This is a genomic window from Curtobacterium sp. MCSS17_006, from assembly GCF_003234215.1.
GTDB classification, from domain to species: domain Bacteria; phylum Actinomycetota; class Actinomycetes; order Actinomycetales; family Microbacteriaceae; genus Curtobacterium; species Curtobacterium flaccumfaciens.
Genome location: NZ_QKSO01000025.1, coordinates 1 through 21,267, shown reverse-complemented (window position 1 = coordinate 21,267; position 21,267 = coordinate 1). Strand labels below are relative to the sequence as shown.

22 protein-coding genes are annotated in these 21,267 nt (G+C 72.6%); 14 read left to right on the top strand and 8 right to left on the bottom strand.

The genetic code is table 11. The features are described 5' to 3' along the window. Positions 1-115 precede the first annotated feature (115 nt). The gene (locus DEJ21_RS17625) at positions 116-1,528 is read left to right on the top strand and encodes a GAF domain-containing serine/threonine-protein kinase (protein WP_111225480.1); all 1,413 of its coding nucleotides are present in this window, start codon (positions 116-118) and stop codon (positions 1,526-1,528) included. A gap of 455 nt (positions 1,529-1,983) precedes the next feature. Here the strand turns inward: DEJ21_RS17625 and DEJ21_RS17620 are convergent, their stop codons facing one another. Next, positions 1,984-2,781 (bottom strand): SDR family NAD(P)-dependent oxidoreductase, encoded by a 798-nt coding sequence (locus tag DEJ21_RS17620; protein ID WP_111225479.1) that lies wholly within the window; start codon positions 2,779-2,781, stop codon positions 1,984-1,986. Between the two features lie 110 nt (positions 2,782-2,891). Here DEJ21_RS17620 and DEJ21_RS17615 point away from each other — a divergent pair, with 110 nt between their 5' ends. After that, entirely contained in the window at positions 2,892-3,797 is a 906-nt protein-coding gene (locus DEJ21_RS17615) for an AraC family transcriptional regulator (protein ID WP_111225478.1), read from the top strand. Positions 3,798-3,930: 133 nt separating this feature from the next. Beyond that, positions 3,931-4,143, top strand: a complete 213-nt coding sequence (locus DEJ21_RS17610) for a PLDc N-terminal domain-containing protein (protein WP_239001530.1) — start codon at positions 3,931-3,933, stop codon at positions 4,141-4,143. Positions 4,144-4,149: 6 nt separating this feature from the next. On the opposite strand, the gene DEJ21_RS17605 is transcribed toward DEJ21_RS17610, so the two are convergent. From DEJ21_RS17605 to DEJ21_RS17590, 4 genes are all read right to left on the bottom strand, one after another. After that, on the bottom strand, positions 4,150-4,635 hold the full coding sequence (locus DEJ21_RS17605; RefSeq protein WP_111225477.1) for a tetratricopeptide repeat protein: 486 nt from the start codon (positions 4,633-4,635) through the stop codon (positions 4,150-4,152). Continuing rightward, positions 4,632-5,441, bottom strand: a complete 810-nt coding sequence (locus tag DEJ21_RS17600; RefSeq protein ID WP_111225476.1) for a PmoA family protein — start codon at positions 5,439-5,441, stop codon at positions 4,632-4,634. Before DEJ21_RS17600 ends, DEJ21_RS17605 begins: the two co-directional genes overlap by 4 nt. A 10-nt stretch (positions 5,442-5,451) precedes the next feature. Further along, positions 5,452-6,105 carry a bifunctional 2-polyprenyl-6-hydroxyphenol methylase/3-demethylubiquinol 3-O-methyltransferase UbiG gene (locus DEJ21_RS17595; protein WP_111225475.1) on the bottom strand — a complete coding sequence of 218 codons (654 nt, stop codon included), beginning with the start codon at positions 6,103-6,105 and terminating at the stop codon, positions 5,452-5,454. Positions 6,106-6,307: 202 nt separating this feature from the next. Continuing rightward, positions 6,308-7,057, bottom strand: coding sequence for a FadR/GntR family transcriptional regulator (locus DEJ21_RS17590; protein ID WP_111093734.1), 750 nt, complete (start codon positions 7,055-7,057; stop codon positions 6,308-6,310). Between the two features lie 287 nt (positions 7,058-7,344). Between DEJ21_RS17590 and DEJ21_RS17585 the strand changes: the two genes are divergently transcribed. From DEJ21_RS17585 to DEJ21_RS17560, 6 genes are read left to right on the top strand one after another with little or no spacing between them, the layout of a single operon-like run. Further along, entirely contained in the window at positions 7,345-8,757 is a 1,413-nt protein-coding gene (locus tag DEJ21_RS17585) for an MFS transporter (RefSeq protein WP_111225474.1), read from the top strand. Then, positions 8,754-10,514, top strand: a complete 1,761-nt coding sequence (locus DEJ21_RS17580; RefSeq protein WP_111225473.1) for a dihydroxyacetone kinase family protein — start codon at positions 8,754-8,756, stop codon at positions 10,512-10,514. The genes DEJ21_RS17585 and DEJ21_RS17580 overlap by 4 nt, the downstream gene beginning before the upstream one ends. Positions 10,515-10,539: 25 nt before the next feature. Next, positions 10,540-11,025, top strand: coding sequence for a ribose-5-phosphate isomerase (locus DEJ21_RS17575; RefSeq protein WP_071406070.1), 486 nt, complete (start codon positions 10,540-10,542; stop codon positions 11,023-11,025). Continuing rightward, complete coding sequence (locus DEJ21_RS17570; RefSeq protein WP_111225472.1) at positions 11,025-11,840, top strand: triose-phosphate isomerase family protein; 816 nt, start codon at positions 11,025-11,027, stop codon at positions 11,838-11,840. Before DEJ21_RS17575 ends, DEJ21_RS17570 begins: the two co-directional genes overlap by 1 nt. After that, entirely contained in the window at positions 11,837-12,682 is an 846-nt protein-coding gene (locus DEJ21_RS17565) for a sugar phosphate isomerase/epimerase (RefSeq protein ID WP_111225471.1), read from the top strand. The genes DEJ21_RS17570 and DEJ21_RS17565 overlap by 4 nt, the downstream gene beginning before the upstream one ends. Beyond that, complete coding sequence (locus tag DEJ21_RS17560) at positions 12,679-13,596, top strand: phosphogluconate dehydrogenase C-terminal domain-containing protein (protein WP_111225470.1); 918 nt, start codon at positions 12,679-12,681, stop codon at positions 13,594-13,596. Before DEJ21_RS17565 ends, DEJ21_RS17560 begins: the two co-directional genes overlap by 4 nt. Before the next feature lie 252 nt (positions 13,597-13,848). Here the strand turns inward: DEJ21_RS17560 and DEJ21_RS17555 are convergent, their stop codons facing one another. Further along, the gene (locus tag DEJ21_RS17555) at positions 13,849-14,805 is read right to left on the bottom strand and encodes a DUF1648 domain-containing protein (RefSeq protein ID WP_258375135.1); all 957 of its coding nucleotides are present in this window, start codon (positions 14,803-14,805) and stop codon (positions 13,849-13,851) included. After that, on the bottom strand, positions 14,802-15,152 hold the full coding sequence (locus tag DEJ21_RS17550; protein WP_111024843.1) for a GntR family transcriptional regulator: 351 nt from the start codon (positions 15,150-15,152) through the stop codon (positions 14,802-14,804). The genes DEJ21_RS17555 and DEJ21_RS17550 overlap by 4 nt, the downstream gene beginning before the upstream one ends. Before the next feature lie 122 nt (positions 15,153-15,274). Between DEJ21_RS17550 and DEJ21_RS17545 the strand changes: the two genes are divergently transcribed. Next, positions 15,275-15,469: a hypothetical protein gene (locus tag DEJ21_RS17545; protein ID WP_071406076.1), complete on the top strand. Its 195-nt coding sequence runs from the start codon at positions 15,275-15,277 to the stop codon at positions 15,467-15,469. 85 nt (positions 15,470-15,554) lie between these two features. Then, positions 15,555-16,070, top strand: a complete 516-nt coding sequence (locus DEJ21_RS17540; RefSeq protein WP_111225468.1) for a hypothetical protein — start codon at positions 15,555-15,557, stop codon at positions 16,068-16,070. Between the two features lie 9 nt (positions 16,071-16,079). Here DEJ21_RS17540 and DEJ21_RS17535 read toward each other — a convergent pair whose 3' ends face one another. Beyond that, on the bottom strand, positions 16,080-17,522 hold the full coding sequence (locus DEJ21_RS17535; protein WP_111225467.1) for a PLP-dependent aminotransferase family protein: 1,443 nt from the start codon (positions 17,520-17,522) through the stop codon (positions 16,080-16,082). A 21-nt stretch (positions 17,523-17,543) separates the two neighbouring features. On the opposite strand from DEJ21_RS17535, the gene DEJ21_RS17530 reads away from it, so the two are divergent. The 3 genes from DEJ21_RS17530 (at position 17,544) to rlmN (ending at position 20,755) form a co-directional block, all read left to right on the top strand. Beyond that, positions 17,544-18,293 carry a pyridoxamine 5'-phosphate oxidase family protein gene (locus DEJ21_RS17530; RefSeq protein WP_111225466.1) on the top strand — a complete coding sequence of 250 codons (750 nt, stop codon included), beginning with the start codon at positions 17,544-17,546 and terminating at the stop codon, positions 18,291-18,293. A 182-nt stretch (positions 18,294-18,475) separates the two neighbouring features. Then, a complete protein-coding gene (locus tag DEJ21_RS17525; RefSeq protein ID WP_110865562.1) occupies positions 18,476-19,429 on the top strand; it encodes a C40 family peptidase in 954 nt (317 codons plus the stop codon). A 93-nt stretch (positions 19,430-19,522) separates the two neighbouring features. Further along, positions 19,523-20,755, top strand: coding sequence for a 23S rRNA (adenine(2503)-C(2))-methyltransferase RlmN (gene rlmN / locus DEJ21_RS17520; protein ID WP_017885785.1), 1,233 nt, complete (start codon positions 19,523-19,525; stop codon positions 20,753-20,755). The last annotated feature ends 512 nt before the right edge of the window (positions 20,756-21,267 follow it).

Genomic DNA, 21,267 nt, shown 5'->3' with positions numbered 1-21,267 from the left:
TCGCGCCGTTCGGACAGGGTCGACGGCGTTCAGCCGCGAAACGTCGCCCGTCACCGAGATACCCGTCGGGATGCGAAGATTCATCGTTGGTGCCGGAGCCGAGAACGAGGGTTGGATGATCCCGACGCAGGAACACGACGCGAGCGCGCCGCTGCTCGACGGTCGGTACCGCCTGGAGCAGGCGATCGGTCAGGGCGGCATGTCCGTCGTCTACCGGGGTGTGGACGAGAGCCTGCACCGCCCGGTCGCGATCAAGCTCTTCCACGCGGGCATCGTCGACATCGCCCGCCAAGAGGCCGAACTCGGCGTGCTGGCGTCGCTCGAGCACCACAACCTCGTCAGCCTGCTCGACGCCGGAGTCGTCACCGGGCAGGACGGCACGCAGCAGCGCTACATCGTCATGTCGCTCGTCGTCGGGCAGGACCTCGAGGAGCGCCTGGCCGTGGGCCCGCTCGCCTCGCGGCACATCGCCGAGATCGGCTACGACATGGCCGAGGCACTCGACTACATCCACGCCCACGGCGTCGTGCACCGCGACATCAAGCCGTCGAACATCCTGCTCGTCGACTACGGCAACGGTTCCGACCGGGCCCGCGCGCGCCTGACGGACTTCGGCATCGCGCTCGCCGCCGGCGTCGAACGCCTGACCGCCGACGGTGTGACCACCGGAACCGCCGCGTACCTCAGCCCCGAGCAGGCGCGCGGCGGCGAGGTCGGCCCGCCGAGCGACGTCTACTCGCTCGGCCTCGTGCTGCTGCAGTGCTTCACCCGCCGCCGGGAGTTCCCGGGCTCGCTCGTCGAGTCCGCCGTCGCCCGGCTGTCGCGCGACCCCGTGGTCCCCGAGCCCCTGCCCGAGCACTGGAAGCACCTGCTCCGCGCCATGACCGCGCAGGACCCCGCGGCCCGCCCACTCGGCGCCGAGCTGGTCACGATGCTTCGCGACGTCGTGATCGCCGAGACCGCCACGGCCGACCACGTGGTCGAGCCGACCGACCAGACGGCCCCGGTACCGACGCGCCCCGAGACGGACCGCCCGGCGACCCTCGACACCCTGCCCGACGAGTCGCTGCAGCGCACCACGGCGATGGCCGCCCGGCTCTTCGACGCACCGATCGCCCTGGTCGAGGTCCTCGACGAGGACCGCGAGTGGTCCCAGTCGTACATCGCCGAGGGCGTCGACGAGGCAGCCCGCAGCATCAGCTTCCGCAACGGCTTCGCGCCGGTCCCCGTCCCCGTCGTGATCCCGGACGGCTCCGCACACCCCGAGATGCGGAACAGCCCGCTGGTCACCGGCCCGCTCGGCATCCGCTTCTACGTCAGCGTCCCGCTCGTCAAGCACGACGGCGCGCCGATCGGCACGCTCGCCGTGCTCGACACCCGCCCGCGGCAGGCCACCGAGGACGACCTCGCCAACCTCCGCGACCTGGCGGCGCTCGCCGTCTCGCAGCTCGAGATCCGCCAGGAGTCCCTCCGCACGACCAGCGACTCGCTGCCGGTCCCGCGGGTGGTCGGCGACCACACCGCCTGACGGGAGGCCCGGTGCCGGCCCGCACCGCGCCTCCCGACCGTGCGGTGGTCGCGCCGACCGCCGCGCCCACGCCGTCCGCCGAGCGGTCACGATCCGTCGGCTGCCGCGCTCCCGCGCGACGGTCCGTGGCCGCACGGCCACCTGCAGCGGTGTGTCGTGACCACTCGTGGATCCGATGCCCGGCTCACCGACTCCCGCCGAGCGGGCGAAATGCCCGGGTGCGTCCGTGTGCCGACCCGGGTGTTCCGCCCGTTCGTGGTGGTGGGGGTTCGTTCGCGTCGGCTGGGCCTGCCGAGCGGGCGGAATGCCGGGGTGCCTCCGCGAGAGGACCGGGGCATTTCGCCCGTTCGTGGCGGTGGGGGTTCGCGCGGGGCGGCTGGCGCTGCCGAGCGGGCGGAATGCCGGGGTGCCTTCGCGGCCGACCCGGGTGTTCCGCCCGCTCGTGCGGGGCGCGCTCAGCCGAGGCGGGTCGCGGCGAGGCCGCCGTCCACGTCGATGGTGGCGCCGTGCACGAAGGCCGCCTCGTCGGAGGCCAGCCAGCGCACGGCGAACGCGACGTCGACCGGTCGGACGGGTGCGCCGGCCGGGGTGCCCGCCGTCATCTGCGCGAGGACGTCGTGCGAGTCCGCGTTACCCGGCGTCGCGGTGGCACCGGGCGACACGGTCGACACCCGGACGCCGTGCGGTCCGAACTCGGCGGCCCAGGCGCGGGTCAGCTGCTCGACGGCGGCCTTCGTCGCCGGGTAGAGCGCCGTGAACGGGACGCCGACGCGGGACATCCACGAGCCGATGTTCACGATGACGCCCGAGCCGTGCTCGACCATCGCGGGCGCCAGCGCTCCGACCAGCACGTGGGGCGCACGGACGTTCGTGGCCCAGAGGGCTTCGGCATCCTCGTCGGCGAGCAGCGCGGTGGGGCCGACCGGGTAGACGCCGGCGTTGTTGACGAGGACGTCGACCCGGCCACCGAGGGCCTCAGTGGCGCGGGCGGCGAGGTCACGGACCGCGTCGGGCTCGGTGTTCAGGTCGCCGATCACGGCCACGGCGGTGCCTCCGGACGCGGTGATCGCGTCCACCACCGCCTGCGTGCGCTCCGGGTCGCGGCCGGCCACCGCGACGGTGGCGCCGGAAGCGGCGAGGACACGGGCGACGGCTTCGCCGATGCCGCTCGAGGCACCGGTCACCATGGCGGTGCGGCCAGCCAGTCGGTCGTCAGTGTTCAGGGAGTCGAGGAGTGCTTCGTTGTTCTGCATGCTCCGATGCTCGGTCCGACGGACCCGGCGGTGATTGCCCAGGACTCCGGAGTGCTTGCCGGATCCCGCACGGGCGCCACTCGCGTCGGACGCCTCGACAGAATGGGCACATGGACGACGTCACCTCGGACCGGCTGGACCGTGCGCTGCAGAGCGTCCTCGCCCACCTCGACGACACGGAGCGCGCCGGACGACTCGGCCTCCGCCTGGCCCGGGTCGACGCGCCGACCGACCTCGGGTATCAGCGCTACACGCCGTCGGTGTCGGTGGTGCTCGCGGGGCAGAAGCGGTCCATCGTTGGGGACGACGACCAACTCTGGGGCCGCGAGCGCTTCATCATCACGCCCGTCGACCTGCCCGTGATCGCCGGGGTGGTCGAGGTCGAACCACCCGCGGGGTTCGTCGCGGTCGTCTGGCAGCTCGACCCTGCGGTGGTCGCCGAGGTCGCGACGGCGATGTCCCGCCCCCACCAGGACGAGGCGCCGCCGGCACGACTCGGCAGCTGGACCCCAGCCCTGGCGGACGCGTTCGCCCGGCTCGTCGGACTGCTCGATGCTCCGGAGGACATGACGGTCCTCGCCCCGCTCGTCACCCGCGAGGTCGTGCTCCGGCTGCTGCAGACCGACCAGGCCCCGCGCATCCTGGCCGCGATCGGCAACCGGGACGGCGACGTGGTCGCGGCCGCCACGGCCCTGCTCACCGACCGGTTGGCGGACCCCTGGTCGGTGGCCGGCCTGGCCGCGGCGGTCCGGACGAGCGAGTCGACACTGTTCGCGCGCTTCCGGCAGGTCACCGGGATGAGCCCGGTGCAGTACCTGCGGCGGCTGCGGCTCGGGGAAGCCCGGCGGCGGATGATCGTGCTCGGTGACACCGCCGCCCAGGCTGCGGTCGCGGTCGGGTACCGGAGCGCCTCGCACTTCTCGCGCGACTACCGCGCCCTGCACGGTCGGCCACCGGCTGCCGACGCCGGTCGGGCCCGTGAACTGCTCGCGCTGGGTGAGGTCGCGATCGCCTGACCTGCCAGCGCGATCGCCAGACCGACCCGCGCGGTCAGTCGGACGGATGACGCGGACGAGTCCGGGCAGGCCCTACTGTCATCGATGCGGGCGACGACCGTCGCCGCGGAGAGGACCGCTCGTGTTGACGAACGTGTCGGGAGCACACGCCGTGGTGCTCCTCGTGCTGCTGGCGCTCGAGGCCGTGGCGCTGGTGCAGGTCTGGCGCGACCGTCGCCGGACGCAGGTGGTCAAGGTGCTGTGGACGGTGGTCATCCTCGCGCTGCCCGTGATCGGCGTGCTGGGGTGGGCCGTGAACTGGCTGCTCGGCAAGGCCGCGGACGCGCTCCAGCGCCGGAACGCTTGACGCGCGTCAGTCCTCGGTGAGGGCCGCCGCGTAGGCCCGGACGGACCGGTGGTACCGGGGGAGCGTCGGCTCGACGGCCTCGATCGCGACGCGCAGGGCCTCGGCGGAGCGTCCGGCGCTGTGCAGTGCGAGCGCGAGGAACACCCGCGGTGCCGTGCCGGTGGCGGGGTGCTCGGGGGCGTCGCGGAGCATCGCGATGGCAGCGTCGATCCGGCCGAGGTTCCGCAGCGTCGAGGCGTGCTGGACGACCATCCTGGCGGCGCGGTCCGGGTCGACGGTGTCCAGACCGGCTGCGGTCGCGGCGGCGTACTGCACGTCGGCCTCGGCCTCGTGGCCGCCCGAGTCGAAGGCGCCGCCGAGCTCGAACGCGCCGAGTGCGGGATGCGGAGCGTCGGCAGCGAGGTCGCGCATCCGCTCGATCCGATGCTGCTCGTCGATCGTCTCGTCGTCCCACAGCGCCGCGACGCGTGCTTCCCAGTCCCCGGTGCTCATCCGGCGAGCGTACCGCCGTCGGTGATCGTCGCGCGGAAGGAGCGGACCAGCGGAGCGCCGGGCTGCACGACGGTGGGGGAGTCCCACGCCAGTGCCGAGCCGATCGCCGGGTACTCCTCGGCGCGGACGAACCAGGGGTCGTGGTGGTCGACGGCCTCGATCCGGATCGTCGCCGGACCGCCGTCGAACACCGCCGACCAGGTGATCCAGGGTGCGACCGAGCCGTGCACGGCGGTCTCGCCCTCGGCGTCGGCGGTCCGGACGACGACCCCCGTGCACTCGGGGAACCGCCAGAAGAAGCCGCCGTAGCCCGCTCCGGTCCGGCCGTTGCTGCCGGGGCCGCCGAGGTGCACGGGGACGTCACCGGGGGTGCGGAACGACGACGACCAGGACAGCTCCCACCCGCTGGTGACCGCGCGCCAGCCGAGGGTGCGGTCCTCGCGCAGGATCACCGTGTGGTCCGGGCCGCGCCAGACGAGCTCCTCGGAGGACATCGTGTCGTGCTGCTCGGCGTGCACGACCTCGACCGAGCCGTGGTCGTCACGCCAGACGTAGCCGGCTCCCTGCGAGTAGGTCGGGCCGCCCCAGCAGTTCACGCCGTCGACGTCGGGGATGGCGACGCCGACGCCGCAGTGCCAGTCGTGGTCCCCGGGGTGGTGCGCGCTGACGACGGTGCCACCGAGGGTCCGGACCGGGTGCAGGTACGGCCGAGGGGACGACGTGGCGATCGTGTCGGTGCCGCTGCGTTCGACGGCGACCTCGACACCGTCCACGACGAGTGCGCGGATGCCGTCGTCGGTGCTCACGCCCCCGACGCTACCCGCGCGTCAGCCTGGCGAGCACGACGCTGTCGAGCACCTCGTGCGGATCACCCTCCGGCGTCGTCGCAGTGCGTGGCCGGACCTCGGCGACCAGGACGTCCCACCGGTCGTCGAGCTGCAGGGCGGCGAGGTCGTCGGCCGGCGCGGGGAACCGGTACTCCCGCAGCTCGGGCGGCAGGTCGTCGTGCGGGGGAGCCGCGTGCGCGGTGACGAGGAGGTGCCCACCGGCGGCGACGAAGCCGGCGGCCCGACGCAGGATGTCGGCTCGGGGGATCTCCACCGGCCACGACTGCAGGAACGAGGCTGTCACCAGGTCGAACCGCGCGGCGGTGTCCCACCGGGCGAGGTCCGCGGCGACGAACGCCGTCCGGTCCTGCACCCCGGCGGCGACGGCAGCCCGCGAACCACGCTGGAGCGCCGTCACGGACAGGTCGATGCCCGTCACGTCCCACCCCTGCTCGGCGAGCCACACCACGTCGCCGCCCTCGCCGCAGCCGAGGTCGAGCGCCCGCCCCACCGGCAGCCCCCAGGTCACCGAGGCGAGCACGGCGTTCACCCGGCCCGACCAGATGCCGTCGCGCTCGGCGTAGCGGGCCTCCCACCACTCCCGAGCGGACGGTGCGGCGGTGGCGTCGTGGTGGGTGTGCATACTCGTACTCCAGCGCACCTGCCGGACCGGACCCAAGCGGTGTTGCCGACCCGGCAACACCGCACCGTGCGAGGCGGGCGCGACCCGGGCCTCCCGTCCGCCCTGATCGTGAGCACAAGATGTCGGGTCGGCTCGACGGACCCGACCATTCCTGCTCACGAAGCGCGCACGAGCGCGAGCGCGAGCGCCCCCACGCACCCCGCTACTCGTCGGCGGGCAGCGGCTCGGCGTGCTCGATGCGCGCGCTCGCCGTGGCCATGTGCGCGTCCATCGCGCGCTGCACGGCGGGCACGTCGCGGGCGCGCAACGCCTCGAAGACGGCACGGTGCTCGTGGAACGCGGCCTCGGTCGCCTGCCGGGTCTGCACGCGCCGCGCGACCCAGACGCTCAGCATCGAGCGCAGGCTCTGCAGCAGGTCGGCGAGCACGTCGTTGCCCGACGCCCGCGCCAGCAGGACGTGGAACCGGACGTCGGCGTCGATGAAGGCCTGCGGGTCGTCGAGCGTCGCCTCCTGCCGGACCAGGTACTCGCCGAGTTCGGTGATCTGCTCGTCGGTGGCGCGCTGCGCGGCGAGGATCGCGGCCGTGCGCTCCAGGGAGGACCGGATCTCGAGCAGCTCGCGGGTGCGGTTCGACGCGAGCATGAGCCCCCACGACAGGGTCGTCGGGAGCAGGTCCGAGGTGCCTCCGCGCAGGTAGGTGCCCGAGCCGGGGCGGATCTGCACGATGCCCAGGATCTCGAGGGCGGCGAGGGCCTCACGGACGGCCGAGCGTCCGACACCGAGCCGCTCGGACAGGATCCGCTCCGAGGGCAGTCGAGAGCCGGGGGCCAGCTCGCCGGCGGTGAGCAGCGAGACGAGCTGTCGGGCGACCACCGAGGCGGGGGACCCGACGGGCACGGACTCGAGCTCGAGTCGGATGTTGAGGGGATCGTCCGGGCTGAACGCGGGCATGGAGTGAGCGTACCGGTCGGTCAACCGGTTGCGTGGGGAGCGGCGCTGAGGCGACCGACATTGCCCAAGAAGCAGCGCGGAACGCGCGGAATGGTCAACCGGTTGACAAGTTGCCCGACCGCGACGCACACTGGATCAGGCGCACCGATGCGCCCGCTCCCGATCCGCGCAGCAGCACGGACCATCCCGGCGCAGCCGACCGGAACACCCCGGCCCAGCAGCACGGGCCATCCCGGCGCAGCCGCCAGGACGGGAGTCGTACCACCCCCCACCGAGCAGGAGTCATCGTGGACATCCCCGCCACGCGAGGCATCCCCACCTCGGTCGTCGAGAAGACGGCCATCCGCAAGATCGCGATCCGCATCGTGCCGTTCGTGGCACTGATGTTCTTCATCAACTTCCTCGACCGCACCGCGATCTCCTTCGCCGCCCCCAACGGCATGGAGGCCGACCTCGGCCTGACCGCCGCCCAGTTCGGCTTCGCGTCCGGTGTGTTCTTCATCGGTTACCTCGTGCTCGAGGTGCCCTCCAACCTGGCGCTGCACAAGTTCGGCGCCCGGATCTGGCTCGCCCGCATCATGATCACGTGGGGCATCGTGTCCCTGCTCTTCACGTGGGTGCAGAACTACCCGCAGCTCGTCGGCCTGCGCTTCCTGCTCGGCATCGCCGAGGCCGGCTTCTTCCCCGGCGCGATCCTGTTCCTGTCGACCTGGGTCCCGGCCCGGCACCGCGGCAAGATGCTCGCGCTCTTCTACCTGGCGCAGCCGCTCACGAGCGTCATCGGTTCCCCGCTCGCCGGCTGGCTGATGACCCACGAGGGGATCCTCGGCGGCCTGGCCGGATGGCGCTTCATGTTCCTCTGCGTCTCGATCCCGGCGATCATCGTCGGCGTCCTGTGCCTCTTCGTCCTCAAGGACAAGCCGTCGCAGGCGAAGTGGCTCGACGAGGACGAGAAGGTCTGGCTGGAGACGACGCTCGCTGCCGAGAGTGCCGCGAAGGGCGGCGGCCACGGCAAGGGCGGCCTGCGTGCGGCCTTCGGCTCCGGCCGCGTCTGGATGCTCGCCGCGGTGTACTTCGGCTTCATCTACGGCCTCTACGCGCTCAGCTTCTTCCTGCCGACGATCATCGACGGCTTCCAGGAGCAGTTCGGCACCACGTTCGACCTGTTCCAGAAGGGCCTCATCACGGCCATCCCGTACGTGCCGGCCGCGGTCGTCCTGTACTTCTGGTCGCGTGACGCCTTCCGCCGTGGCGTCCGGGTCTGGCACATCGCCGTCCCGGCCCTGGTCGGTGGCCTGAGCATCCCGGTCGCGCTCTACATGAACAGCCCGGCCGCCACCGTCGCGGTCATCGCGATCACCGCGTGTGCGATCTTCGCGGCCCTGCCGAACTTCTGGACGGTCCCGACGCAGTTCCTGACCGGTGCCGCCGCAGCCGCGGGGGTCGCCCTCATCAACACCGTCGGCAACCTCGGTGGGTTCGCTGCCCCGTACATCACGGGTGCCGTCAGCGAGTGGACCGGCGGCTACCAGGTCCCGATGTTCATCGTCGGCTTCTTCATGGTGCTGTCGAGCGTGCTGATGTTCGTGCTCGGCCGGAACACGAAGCGCAACGAAGCAGCTGCCGCGGCGTCCGGAGCCGACACCGCGGTCGCCGCCACGGACGGACCGACCGCCATCGCGAAGGAGGCCGGCGCATGACCCGCCTGTTCAACGACCCGGCGGACTTCGCCGACGAGATGGTCGACGGCTTCGTCGCCGCCAACCACGCGAGGGTGCGCAAGGTGCACGGCGGGGTCGCCCGCTCCACCACCAGCCCCGAGGGCACCGTCGCGCTGGTCGTCGGCGGTGGCTCCGGCCACTACCCGGCCTTCGGTGGCCTCGTCGGGCACGGCCTGGCGGCCGGTGCCGCGATGGGCAACCTGTTCGCCAGCCCGAGCGCCCAGCAGGTCACCGCGGTCGCGAAGGCGTCCGAGCACGGCGGCGGCGTGCTGCTGAGCTACGGCAACTACGCCGGCGACGTCCTGAACTTCGACGCGGCCGCACGGGTTCTCGAGGCGCAGGGCATCGACGTCCGAACGGTCCGCGTGACCGACGACGTCGCGTCCGCGCCCGCCGACCAGGCACACAAGCGCCGCGGCATCGCGGGGGACCTCTGCGTGTTCAAGGTGGCCGGCGCGGCCGCGGAGCGCGGCGACGACCTCGACGCGGTCACCGCGATCGCGACCCGGGCCAACGACCGCACCCGCAGCTTCGGGGTCGCGTTCTCGGGCTGCTCCCTGCCGGGTGCCGACGAGCCGCTCTTCACCGTCCCCGAGGGGCGCATGGCGATCGGCATGGGCATCCACGGCGAACGCGGCATCGCCGAGGCCGACGTCCCCACCGCGGACGGCCTGGCCGACCTGCTCGTCGACAAGCTCCTCACCGAGCGACCCGACGGCACCGGCACCACGACGCACGGCACCGCACCAGACACCGCAACAGCACCCGCCACCCCCCGCGTCGTCCCGATCCTCAACGGCCTCGGCTCCGTCAAGTACGAGGAACTCTTCGTCGTCTTCGGCGCCGTCCAGCGGAAGCTCACCGACGCCGGCATCGTCGTCGTGGAGCCCGAGGTCGGCGAACTCGTCACGAGCTTCGACATGGCGGGCGTCTCGCTCACCCTGTTCTGGCTCGACGACGAACTCGAGCAGCTCTGGGCCGCCCCCGCCGACGCCCCCGCGTACCGCAAGGGCGGCGCCGTCCCGCAGCAGCCGGTGCCGGCCGAGGTGCTCGAAGCCGGCATCGTCGTGCCCGCGACGCCCGGCACCGAGGAGTCCCAGGCCGCAGCAGTCCGCGTCGCGAGCGCGATCTCAGCGATCCGCGCCACCATCGACGACCACGCCGACGAGCTCGGCCGCATCGACGCCGTCGCCGGGGACGGCGACCACGGCATGGGCATGCAGCGCGGTTCCACCGCCGCCGACCGTGCGGCACAGGACGCCGCCGCCCGTGGCGCCGGCGCCGGTTCGGTCCTCGCGATCGCCGGAGACGCCTGGTCCGACAAGGCCGGTGGGACGTCCGGTGCGATCTGGGGTGCCGCCCTGGAGGCCCTGGGTCGCGTCCTCGGGGACGAGTCCCGTCCGACACCCGCCACCGTCCAGAGCGCGGTGCACGCCGCCACCGAAGCCGTCCTGGCATTCGGGGCCGTCCCCGGCGACAAGACGATGGTCGACGCGCTCGTGCCGTTCGACCAGGTCTTCGCCGCCCGGGTCGATGCCGGCGACGAACTCGTCGACGCCTGGTCGGCCGCCTCGGTCGCAGCACAGACCGCGGCGGACGCCACGGCCGACCTGTTGCCCCGGATGGGCCGCGCCCGCACCCACGGCGAGGACGCCGTCGGCACCCCGGACGCCGGCGCGATCTCCTTCGCGCTCATCACCGCCGCGGTCCTGGCGACCATCGCCGTCCCCGCCTGACCCCCACCACGAAAGGCACACCCGCATGAGTGAGCAGCAGTTCCGCATCGTCGTCGGTTCGGACGACGCCGGCTTCGACTACAAGGAGGTCATCAAGGCCGACCTGGCGAAGGACCCCCGCGTGGCCTCCGTCGTCGACGTGGGCGTGGACGCCGACGGCCACACCGCCTACCCGCACGTCGCCGTCGACGCCGCCCGTCTCGTAGCGAACGGCGAGGCCGACCGCGCGATCCTGATCTGCGGCACCGGCCTCGGCGTCGCGATCGCGGCGAACAAGGTCCCCGGCATCCGCGCCGTGACCGCGCACGACTCGTTCTCGGTCGAGCGCTCGATCCTGTCGAACGACGCCCAGGTGCTCTGCATGGGCCAGCGAGTCGTCGGGGTCGAGGTCGCGCGCCGGATGGCGAAGGAGTGGCTCGGCTACACCTTCGACCAGACGAGCGCGAGCGCCGAGAAGGTCAACGCGATCTGCGCCTACGACGGCTCCGCCCCGGTCGGGACCGACGCCTGATGCCCGCGACCACGGCGGCCGCCCCGGTGACGATCGGGGTGTCGCTCAAGATGTACTTCAGCCACGCCCGGACGCTCGCGTGGGCGGCCGCCGTGGCCGACATCGCCCGGAGCCACCCGGCGGTGCGGTCCGGCGCGGTCGAGCTCTTCGTGGTGCCGACGTTCCCGTCGCTCGTCCCGGTGCGTGCGGTGATCGGGGACGCCCCCGTGACGCTCGGCGCGCAGGACCTGGCGTGGGCGGACAGCGGCGCCTTCACCGGCGAGGTCTCCGGCGCCGAACTCCGTGAGATCGGGGTCGACCTCGTCGAGATCGCACACGCCGAGCGACGCGAACTCTTCCACGAGACGGACGACGAGATCGCCGGCAAGGTACACGCCGCCTTCCGCAACCACCTGCGGCCCCTGATCTGCATCGGCGAGACCGAGCGCGCCGCCGACGGCGACCCCGCGGCCGCGATCGCCGAGGTCACCACGCAGCTCGACCGCTTCACCGCCACCGCGACCGCCGACGGCCTCGCCGGACCGCTCATCGCCGCGTACGAGCCGGTGTGGGCGATCGGCGCCCCGCAGCCCGCGCCCGACGAGCACATTGTCGCGGTCCTCGCCGGCATCGAGCAGCACCTGGCGACCCGGCCGGAGCTCGCCGGCTCCGTCGCGATCTACGGCGGCAGTGCCGGTCCGGGCCTGCTGACCCGCGGTGCCGGACGCATCGGGGGCCTGTTCTTCGGCCGCTTCGCCCACGACCCGGAGGCGATCCGCACGATCCTCGACGAAGCCGAGGCGCTGGCTGCGACGCAGGACGGAGCACCGGCATGACCTCCCTGCTCGGCCTCTCCACCTACGCCTACTTCTGGCGCATGTCCGACCGCGTCCCGTCGCCGATGTCCCTCGACGACGCCCTGCGCGACGCCGCGTCGCACGACGGCGTCGACCTGTTCCAGATCTGCGACCACCTGCCGCTCGACACCGCGACCGACGAGCGCCTGGCCTCGATCCGGTCCCTGGCCGCCGACCTCGGTCTCACGCTCGAGGTCGGCACCCGCGGCACCCGGCCGGAGCACCTCGCCCGGTACCTGCACGTCGCGCAGCAGCTCGGCGCGACCCTCGTGCGGAGCATGTGGACGAGCGGTGCCGACCAGCCCGACGCGGCCGAGACCGAACGACGCCTGCGGCAGGCGCTCCCCGCCTACGAGCGGGCGGGCGTGACCCTCGCACTGGAGACGTACGAGGTCGTCGCCACCGCCGACCTCGTCGCCGTCGTCCGGGCGATCGACTCCGATTACCTCGGCATCTGCCTCGACCCGGCGAACACCGTCGCCCGACTCGAACACCCGGCCGACGTCGTCGCGATGACCGCCCCGTACGTCGTCAACTGGCACGTCAAGGACTCCGCCTTCACCCGCTCACCGGGCTGGGTCGGGTTCCAGTACACCGGCGTCCGCACGGGCAGCGGGATCCTCGACTACACCTCGGTCCGCGCTGCGATCGAGCCCGACACCCGGGGGATCAACCGCGTCGTCGAGTTCTGGCTGCCGTGGCAGGACGAGCACGCCGGCGCCGAACCCCTGCCGGGGGAGACCCCCGCACAGACCACCACCCGCATCGAAGCGGCGTGGACCGAACACACCATCGAGTACATCAGGAGCAAGGAATCATGACCGACACCGTCACCACCACCCACACCGTCGCTGCCGGATCCGGCACGGCCGACGTCACCGTCGCCGTGATCGGTGCCGGCGGCAAGATGGGCACCCGCGTCTCGAACAACTTCGCGAAGAGCGAGTACACGATCCTGTACAGCGAGGCCTCGCCCGCCGGCCAGGAGCGCATCCAGGCCCTCGGCCGCGAGATCACCGACAGCCTCGACGCCGCGAAGGCCGCCGACGTCGTCATCCTCGCCGTCCCGGACGTCCTCCTCGGCACCATCTCAGAGCAGCTCGTCCCCGTCATGAAGCCCGGCGCGTCGATCCTGACGCTCGACCCGGCCGCCGCCTACGCCGGTCTCCTCGCCAAGCGCGAGGACATCCACTACGCCGTGGCACACCCGTGCCACCCGTCGGTGTTCCTCGAGCGCACCACCAAGGCCGAGTGGGACGACACCTTCGGTGGCATCGCCGCCCCGCAGGAGGTCATCGCGGCCTTCGACGCCTCGGAGTCGCTCGGCGACGAGGGCGACCGCGCCAAGGCCGTCGCCGAGGCCGTCATCACCACCATGTACGCCCCGGTCATCCAGGTGCACTGGGTCACGGTGAAGCAGCTCGCCGTGCTCGAGCCGACCCTGGTCGAGACCATCGCCTGCATGATCGGCGACTTCCTCAACGACGCCCTCGAAGAAACGGTCACCGGTGTCGGCGTGCCCCGCGAGGCCGCCCGCGCCATGCTCTACGGCCACACCTGGATCGCGCTGACGAACGGCCTGCGCGGCTCGAACCCGTTCTCCGACGCCTGCCACATCGCGATGGGCTACGGCCGCGAGAAGCTCATCAAGGAGGACTGGAAGCAGGTCTTCGACGACAGCGAACTCGACTCGGTCATCGCGAAGATGCTCAAGATCGACGCAGTCCGGCGCTGAGCCGGACCGCCACCGACCACCGCGCCGACCCGTCAGCGCGCCCGGACCGGAACGCCCCGCCGACCCCCTTCCGGCGGGGCGTTCCCCGTGCCGGCCCTCCTGCGGAAGCGACAGTCTGCCGCCGAACGTCCGCGGCACACTGTCGCCCTGACGGCACAGTCGGCGGCGCGGGCACGTGGTCTGTCGCTTCCGACCGCACGTCCCGCTGACACCGCACCGGACCCACCACCCTGGAGGCCCGGTGCGGCCCCGTCAGGCCGTCTCGCGCCCGGCGAGCAGCGCGCCCAGGGCCGCGGCACCGCCCGCAGCGTCGGGCACGGTCACCATCCGCGCCTGCCCGCCGCGGAGCCGCGCGACCAGCCCCGGCCCGGACCGCACGACGTAGGCGACACCGCGGCCCGAGATGCGGTAGCCCCAGCCGCCCCACTGACCCGGGGACACCTGCTCCCAGCCGCACGACTCGATGTGGTCCAGCGGGACGCGCATGAGGGGGATCCTCGTCCAGGTGGACGTGAGCCGCAGGCCCCGACGGTCGACGGTGAGCTCCACCCGCGCCAGCACCAGCACCGCGAGCCCCGCGAGCACCATCGCCAGTCCGGAGACGACCGCCGTCGTCACCCCGGCCGACGCCGTCCAGACGGCGGTGCCGACGCCGAGCAGCACGACGAGCGCCCCGAGCACCGCGAACCACCGGCTGCCGACGCGTGCGCGCCAGGCGACGCGGGTGTCGGGCCCGACCGCCAGGGGAGCGACGTCATGGGCCGGCACGGGGGCCGCCACGCGGAACAGTGCGAGCACGGGGACGGCGGCCACCGCCACGGCGACGAGCAGGAACGGGACCGTCCACCAGGGGGACAGGGTGCCGTCGCCGGCCGTGTTCGTCCACGCCAGCACGACCCAGGCCGTGCCGAGGGTCCCGGCCAGCAGGTTCGCGACGAGCAGCACCGTGGCTGCCGTCCGCCTGTCGCGCCAGCGCAGCGCGGAGAACGCGAGTACGACGGCCACCAGTGCCACCGCCAGGGTGACCCAGAAGGCCGTCCACGGTGATCCCCAGCCGTCCGCGGTGCCGTCCGTCCGGAAGTGGATCGCGATCCGCGCGGGCATGGTGGACGCTGCGAGGACCGCGGTGAGCACCAGTCCCACCGCGACCAGGAGCCCTGGCGCCGTCACGGCCAGCCGTGTGCCCGTGGTCATCGGTCGAGTCGTCATCGTGCCCCCTTGATCATCGTGAACAGGTCGTCGAGCGAGACGCCCAGGGTGTCCGCCTGGTCACGCAGCTCGTCGACGAGCGTGCGCAACCGGTCGAACGAGGCGTTGCCCGATCGCAGGACCGTCGCACCGCGGCCGCGCCGCAACTCGATCAGTCCGTCGTCCTGCAGCAGCGCGTAGGCGCGCAGGACGGTGTGCATGTTGACGTCGACCGAGGCGGCGAGGTCCCGCGCAGCGGGCAGCCGCTCGCCGTTCCGGAGCTCGCCCCGGGCGATCGCATGGCGGATCTGGGTCGCGACCTGCTCTGCCAGGGTCGCTCGCGCCTGCGGGTCGACGGTGATCAACATGTTTGCATTCTATGCGAACAATCCGGCATCGCGCCAGGGCTAGTCCACCCGTTCGGGCCCGGTTTGGCCGCGGAACGCAGCACGTGGTTCCGCGGCTCCCGGCACGCGTACCGTCCGTCTCGATGACCGAATCACCCACCACCACCGCCCCGTCGAACTACGAGTCCGCCGACGGTGTGGACCCCCTGCACGTCACCACCTACCGACAGGTCCGCAAGGCCGCCCGCCGCGGACACGCGCTGCCCGGCGACGCCGGAGAACCTTCGCTCGCCGACCTCGTGAACGCCCGGAAGAACGGCACCGCCGACTCCCGCTGACGCAAGCTCACGATCCGGTCTCGACCAGGTCTCGATCGGGACACGACGACGCGAACGGCACGACGGCGCTGCCACGATGACGTCCATGGTCTCCTTCCGGTCCGCACTGCCCCTCGTCGTCGTGAGCGCGGTCCTCGTGTCCGGCTCGCTCGCCGGTTGCTCGGCCGATGCCGACGCAGCGGCGCGGCCGACGCCGAGCGCGAAACCGACCTCGGAGACCTCGGACGCCCAGCCCGCGAGCGGCGCGACGGACCCCATGGAAGAGGACCGGAGTGCCGCGGCGATCTGCGGCCAGATCAGTGCGCTGACGACGATCTCGCTGAACGCGACGGTCGGCCGCAGCCAGGGCGACCTCTCCGAGGCGCAGTACCAGGCACTGATCGCCGCGGAACGCTTCGGCTACGAGCACCTGTCGAGCAGCGACGAGGAGCTCGACGACGCGATCGACTACGCCCACGAGTACCTCGACGCGCACCCCGCACCGGAGTCCGGGCCGGCGCTCGAGATGACCCCCGAGTGGGAACTCGTCGGCCGGACCCTGAACACCGCGTGTCAGCGGGCCGGGTCGAACGTCGTGAGTACCGCCCAGTACGGCGGCTGACGACCCTGATCAGGTTCCCGTGACCGCCGTCACCAGGGCGTCGAGCGCCCGGTCGAGCTCCGGCATCGTCACGGCGCCGTAGCCGAAGACGATGCCCGGCGGCGGGCTGCCGGGTGCGAGCCCGTACTCCTCGAGCGACGCCACGAGCACTCCGGCGTCCGCCAGCCGGCGCGCGATCTGCGCCCCGGTGGTCGGACCTGACCACGTGACCACCGCGTGCAGTCCGCCGTTCAGGGCACGGGCCTCCAGGCCGGCGACGCCGCCGAGCCGAGCCCCGATCCGCGCCCGGCGGTGTGTGTAGTCGCGGCGCACCCGACCCAGGTGCCGCCGCAGCGCGCCCGTCCGCAGCAGGTGCACGAGCGCGGCCTGCACCGGTTCGGCGACGACCGCGCCACGTGCCCGACGCGCACCGAGCACCGCGTCCGCCACCGGAGAACCCGCCGCTGCAGTCGTCGGCAGCACGAGGTAGGCGCACCGCAGCCGGGGGTCGAGTGTCTTCGAGAAGCCGCCGACGTGCAGCACCACACCCTCGGCGTCGAGTGCGGCCAGTGCGGGCACGGGCGCGCCGCGGTGCCGGAACTCGGAGTCGTAGTCGTCCTCGACCACCACGGTGCCGGTGGCGGCTGCCCAGGTGAGGAGCCGCCGGCGCCGGGCGACGGGCATCACCGATCCGAGCGGGTACTGGTGGGTCGGGCTGACCAGCACGCCGTCGATCGGTCCGGCGGCCTCGAGCGCGTCGAGGTCGAGGCCGTCGTCGCCGACCGGGACGCCCACCAGGGACCCGCCCGCGCTCGTGACCGCACGGTGTCCGGTGCGGTAGCCGGGGTCCTCGACGGCGATGACGGGTGCGCGGCCCAGCAGCCCCCGCAGCGCCTCGGTGACGAGCGACAGCGCCTCCGAGGTCCCCGCGGTCACGAGCACCCGGTCGACCGACGTCGTGAACCCGCGGGTCAGGCCGAGCTGGGCGACGACCTGTGCGCGCAGGTCGGGGGAGCCGAGGGGCTCTGCGATCGCGTTCCGGAGCGGTGCCGACGCCGCTGCGTGCCAGGCGGCCCGCCAGTCCCGCTGCGGGATGGCGGTGACGGCGGGGATGCCCGGACGGCAGTCGATGAGCGAGGACGTCGGGGCCGGACCGTCCGGATCGGGGGCGCGGGCGCCGACCGAAGCCGGAGCCGGAGCCGGAGCGGCGTCCACCGTCACACTCGCCGCGACCCGCGCGAGGGCACCGTGCCGCGTCCGCAGGTACCCCTCGCCGTCGAGCTGCTCGTACGCCGCGACGACGGTGCCCCGGGCCACCCCGAGCTCCGCCGCCAGCGCCCGCGTCGAGGGCAGCGGATCGCCCTCGCGCAGGGTGCCGTCGTGCACCATCCCGCGCACCCGTGCCACCACCTCGGACACCTTGCTCGACTGGTCCACCGTGATCGCCCCGATCTGGTCCAGGCACCGGACCACTGGTGACCCTAGCGTGACGACGTGCCCACCTCGAGTCCCGAACCAGAACCGACAGCCGACGACCCCTCGCTCCGCGTCCGCCGCCTGCGCGACCGCCAGTCCGACGACCCCGCCGTCCTGCGCGCGATCCTCGCCGAGGCCCACCTCGCCCACGTCGGCATCGTCCGCGGCGGCCACCCCGTCGTCCTGCCGTTCCTCTGCGCCGTCGGCGACCTCGGCGACGGCCCCGTCCTGCTGCTGCACGGCTCGACCGGCGGCGGTCTGTTCCTCGACGCCGGGGCCGAGGGTGTCCCGGTCGCCGCCACGGTCACCCACCTGGACGGCCTCGTCTTCGCACGCTCGACCAACGACAGCTCGGCGAACTACCGCAGCGCGATGATCGCCGGGCGCGCGACCGTGGTGCCGACCGACCTCCGCGCCGAAGCGCTCTGGCAGGTGGCCGACCACCTCATGCCGGGCCGCCGAGCCGAGGTGCGCGAGATGACCGCGAAGGAGGTCCGCGCCACCCAGGTCCTCCAGCTGCCCCTCGACCGCGCGAGCGTCAAGGTCCGCGCCCACGGTGTGGGCGAGGACCCGGCCGACGGCGAGGACCACTCCGTCTGGGCGGGCGTCCTGCCACTCGCGGTCCGCGCCGGGGTCCCGATCCCGGGGGACATCTCGGGGGACAGCCAGGTGGACGCGTCCGTCGTCGCGCTGGCGGCTCGCCTCGACCGCCTCGCGGCCGACCGGGAGGTCCGGATCGCCGCCGTCATGCGGGTCCCGACGGTCTGAGCCCGGGTCCACCGCCGCGGGCCGGCTCCGGAACGCCCGTGCGCGTCGTCGGAGTGGCCTGCGAGCGGTGCGCGTTCCTGTGACCAGCTGCAGGAACACTCCGGCGCTGCCCAGCTGCGAGCACCGTCGTGACCAATACGTTACTTTCCGGACCGCCGAGTGGTCCCGACCCGGAAGGACCCATGGGACGCCACACCCTGCCTGCAGCAGCCGACGACCGTCAGCCCGCGCGAACGCACACGCACCCCGCGGTCGACCCCGCGCCGCTGACGCCGGACACGCAGCAGTCCCGTCCCCGTGGTCGCCGCTCGGCCCTCGGCCCCGCGGCCGCCCGCTCCACATTCGTCGAGCACCCGAAGCCAGCCCGGACCGTGCGGATGCAGCCGCGTCCCGCCCCCGTCGCGTCGTCGGCCGGCAGTGCGGTGCTGAGCCGGACCGCCACCCTGCGTGCGGAGCGCGCCGTCGACCCGCGGCACATCCGCCGTTCCGCGAACGCGAAGCGTGCCGCGATCCTGCTCGCCCCCGCGATCGCGGTGACCTCGAGCCTGACGCTCGCCCTGCCCGCGAACGCCGACACCCTGCCCGCGGACACCCGCTCGGGCACGACCACGGCGCAGGCCGCCCAGACCTTCACGGTGGCGCACGACGTCCAGGTCCCCGTGGTCTCCACCGACGGCATGACCACCACGACGACGATCGTGTCGTACCCGACGCTCGACCTCCGCTTCGGGGTGACGACCGCGCAGGCACAGTCCGCGTTGTCCGCCGCACTCTCGGCCGGCGGCGACCGGGCCACGATCGTGCAGACCGCCCTGCAGTACATGGGGGACCCGTACGTCGAGGGTGGCGCGAGCCACGAGGGCATCGACTGCTCCGGGCTCACGATGGTCGCGTACCAGGCGGTGGGGATCCAGCTCGTGCACTACGTGCCGACGCAGGACGCCGTCGCCACCACGATCCCCGAGTCCGAGGCGCTGCCTGGCGACCTCGTCGTGTACGACGACGAGGACCACGTCGGCCTGTACCTCGGCCAGGGACTCGTCCTGCAGGCACCGCACCCGGGCGAGGTCGTCGACATCGTCCCGATGTACTCGGCGGCGCACCACTTCGCGCGCGTCCTGCCCGCCGGCAGCTGACCCGACCAGCCGTGGCGCGGTCCTGGTGGTGACCACCAGGACCACCCGGACGGGGCGTCCCCACCGATCACGGGCCTCCCGTATCCTGGAGTGATGGCTTCCGACACCCGCACCCCGTTCGAACAGCAGCAGTCTGCTCGTCCGCAGGTGCGCCCGCGCACCGAGGGCTGGAAGCAGGCCACCGACACCGACGGTCGCCCGCTGCTGCAGTTCGCGTCCCCGAAGCGTGGCAAGCCGCCCGTGCACCTGGCCGACCTGACGGCCGAGGAACGCGAGGCCCGCGTGAAGGAACTCGGCCTGCCCGGGTTCCGCGCCAAGCAGCTCGCGACCCACTACTTCCAGCACTACACGTCCGACCCGGCCAAGATGACCGACCTGCCCGCCGCCCAGCGGGAGCAGCTCGTCGCCGGGATGCTGCCGCCGCTCCTCACCGAGACCCGGCGGCTGGCGACGGACAACGGCGACACGATCAAGTTCCTCTGGAAGCTGCACGACGGCGCCCTGGTCGAGTCGGTCCTCATGCGCTACCCGGGCCGCATCACCCTGTGCGTCTCGTCCCAGGCCGGTTGCGGCATGAACTGCCCGTTCTGCGCCACCGGCCAGGCGGGGCTGACCCGCAACATGTCCACCGCCGAGATCATCGAGCAGATCGTCCGGGCCAACGCCGCGATCGCCGCTGGTGAGCTCGGGGGTGATCCCCGCAAGGGCGGCAACGACCGCGTCGACGCCGAGCGCGTGACGAACATCGTGTTCATGGGCATGGGGGAGCCGCTCGCGAACTACAAGCGGGTGATGGACGCCGTGCGGTTGATGGTCGCGCCGCAGCCGAACGGTCTCGGCATGAGTGCCCGCGGCATCACGGTGTCGACCGTCGGACTCGTGCCGGCGATGATCAAGCTCGCGGACGAAGGGATCCCGCTCACCTTCGCGTTGTCCCTGCACGCTCCCGACGACGAGCTCCGCGACGAGCTCATCCCGGTGAACTCGCGCTGGAAGGCCGACGAGGCGATCGACGCCGCGCACAACTACTACGTCAAGACGGGCCGTCGTGTCTCGATCGAGTACGCGCTCATCAAGGACATGAACGACCACGCCTGGAGAGCCGACCTGCTCGCCGAGAAGCTCAACAAGCGCGGCAAGGGGTGGGTGCACGTCAACCCGATCCCGCTCAACCCGACGCCGGGCTCGGTGTGGACCTCGTCCGAGGTGCACGTGCAGGACGAGTTCGTCCGCCGACTCAACGCCGCCGGCATCCCGACGACCCTGCGCGACACCCGCGGCAAGGAGATCGACGGGGCGTGCGGGCAGTTGGCAGCGGCCGAGTAGGTCGGTCCTGTTCGTTCAGTCGGGAGGCACGGTGCGGGTTCGCACCGTGCCTTCCGTCGTTCCCGGGGTCGCGCCCACCCCCGTCGATCCCCGGAAACCCGGGGGACACGTGCCGTTCACCCAACTGCGACACGCCCGGAAGGGACGACGGTTGGCAGGGCCCCCGGGGCGTGTGTAAAGTAATCACTCGTTGCCGCTGAGGCGGAGAACGGAACGGCCGAGACGGTCACAGGGTGCAAGCCCTGGATGCGCAGTCCGGACGGGGTCCCGCTCAGGCAACTTCCCCCTGCAGCAGTCGAAGTGATTCGACGTGTCTGACGGTGGAACAAGACGAATGCCTCTCTGGCGGAACCTTTCGTGGGTCGAGCGGGGAGTGCGTCTGGTCCTTGAGAACTCAACAGCGTGCACATCGTCAATGCCAATTTATTGATTGACCTCGTGCCTGGTCGGCTTGCTGACCGGGTCATGAAGCAATTCCTTTTGGATTGAAGATTGTCAGTAGACAGTCAACA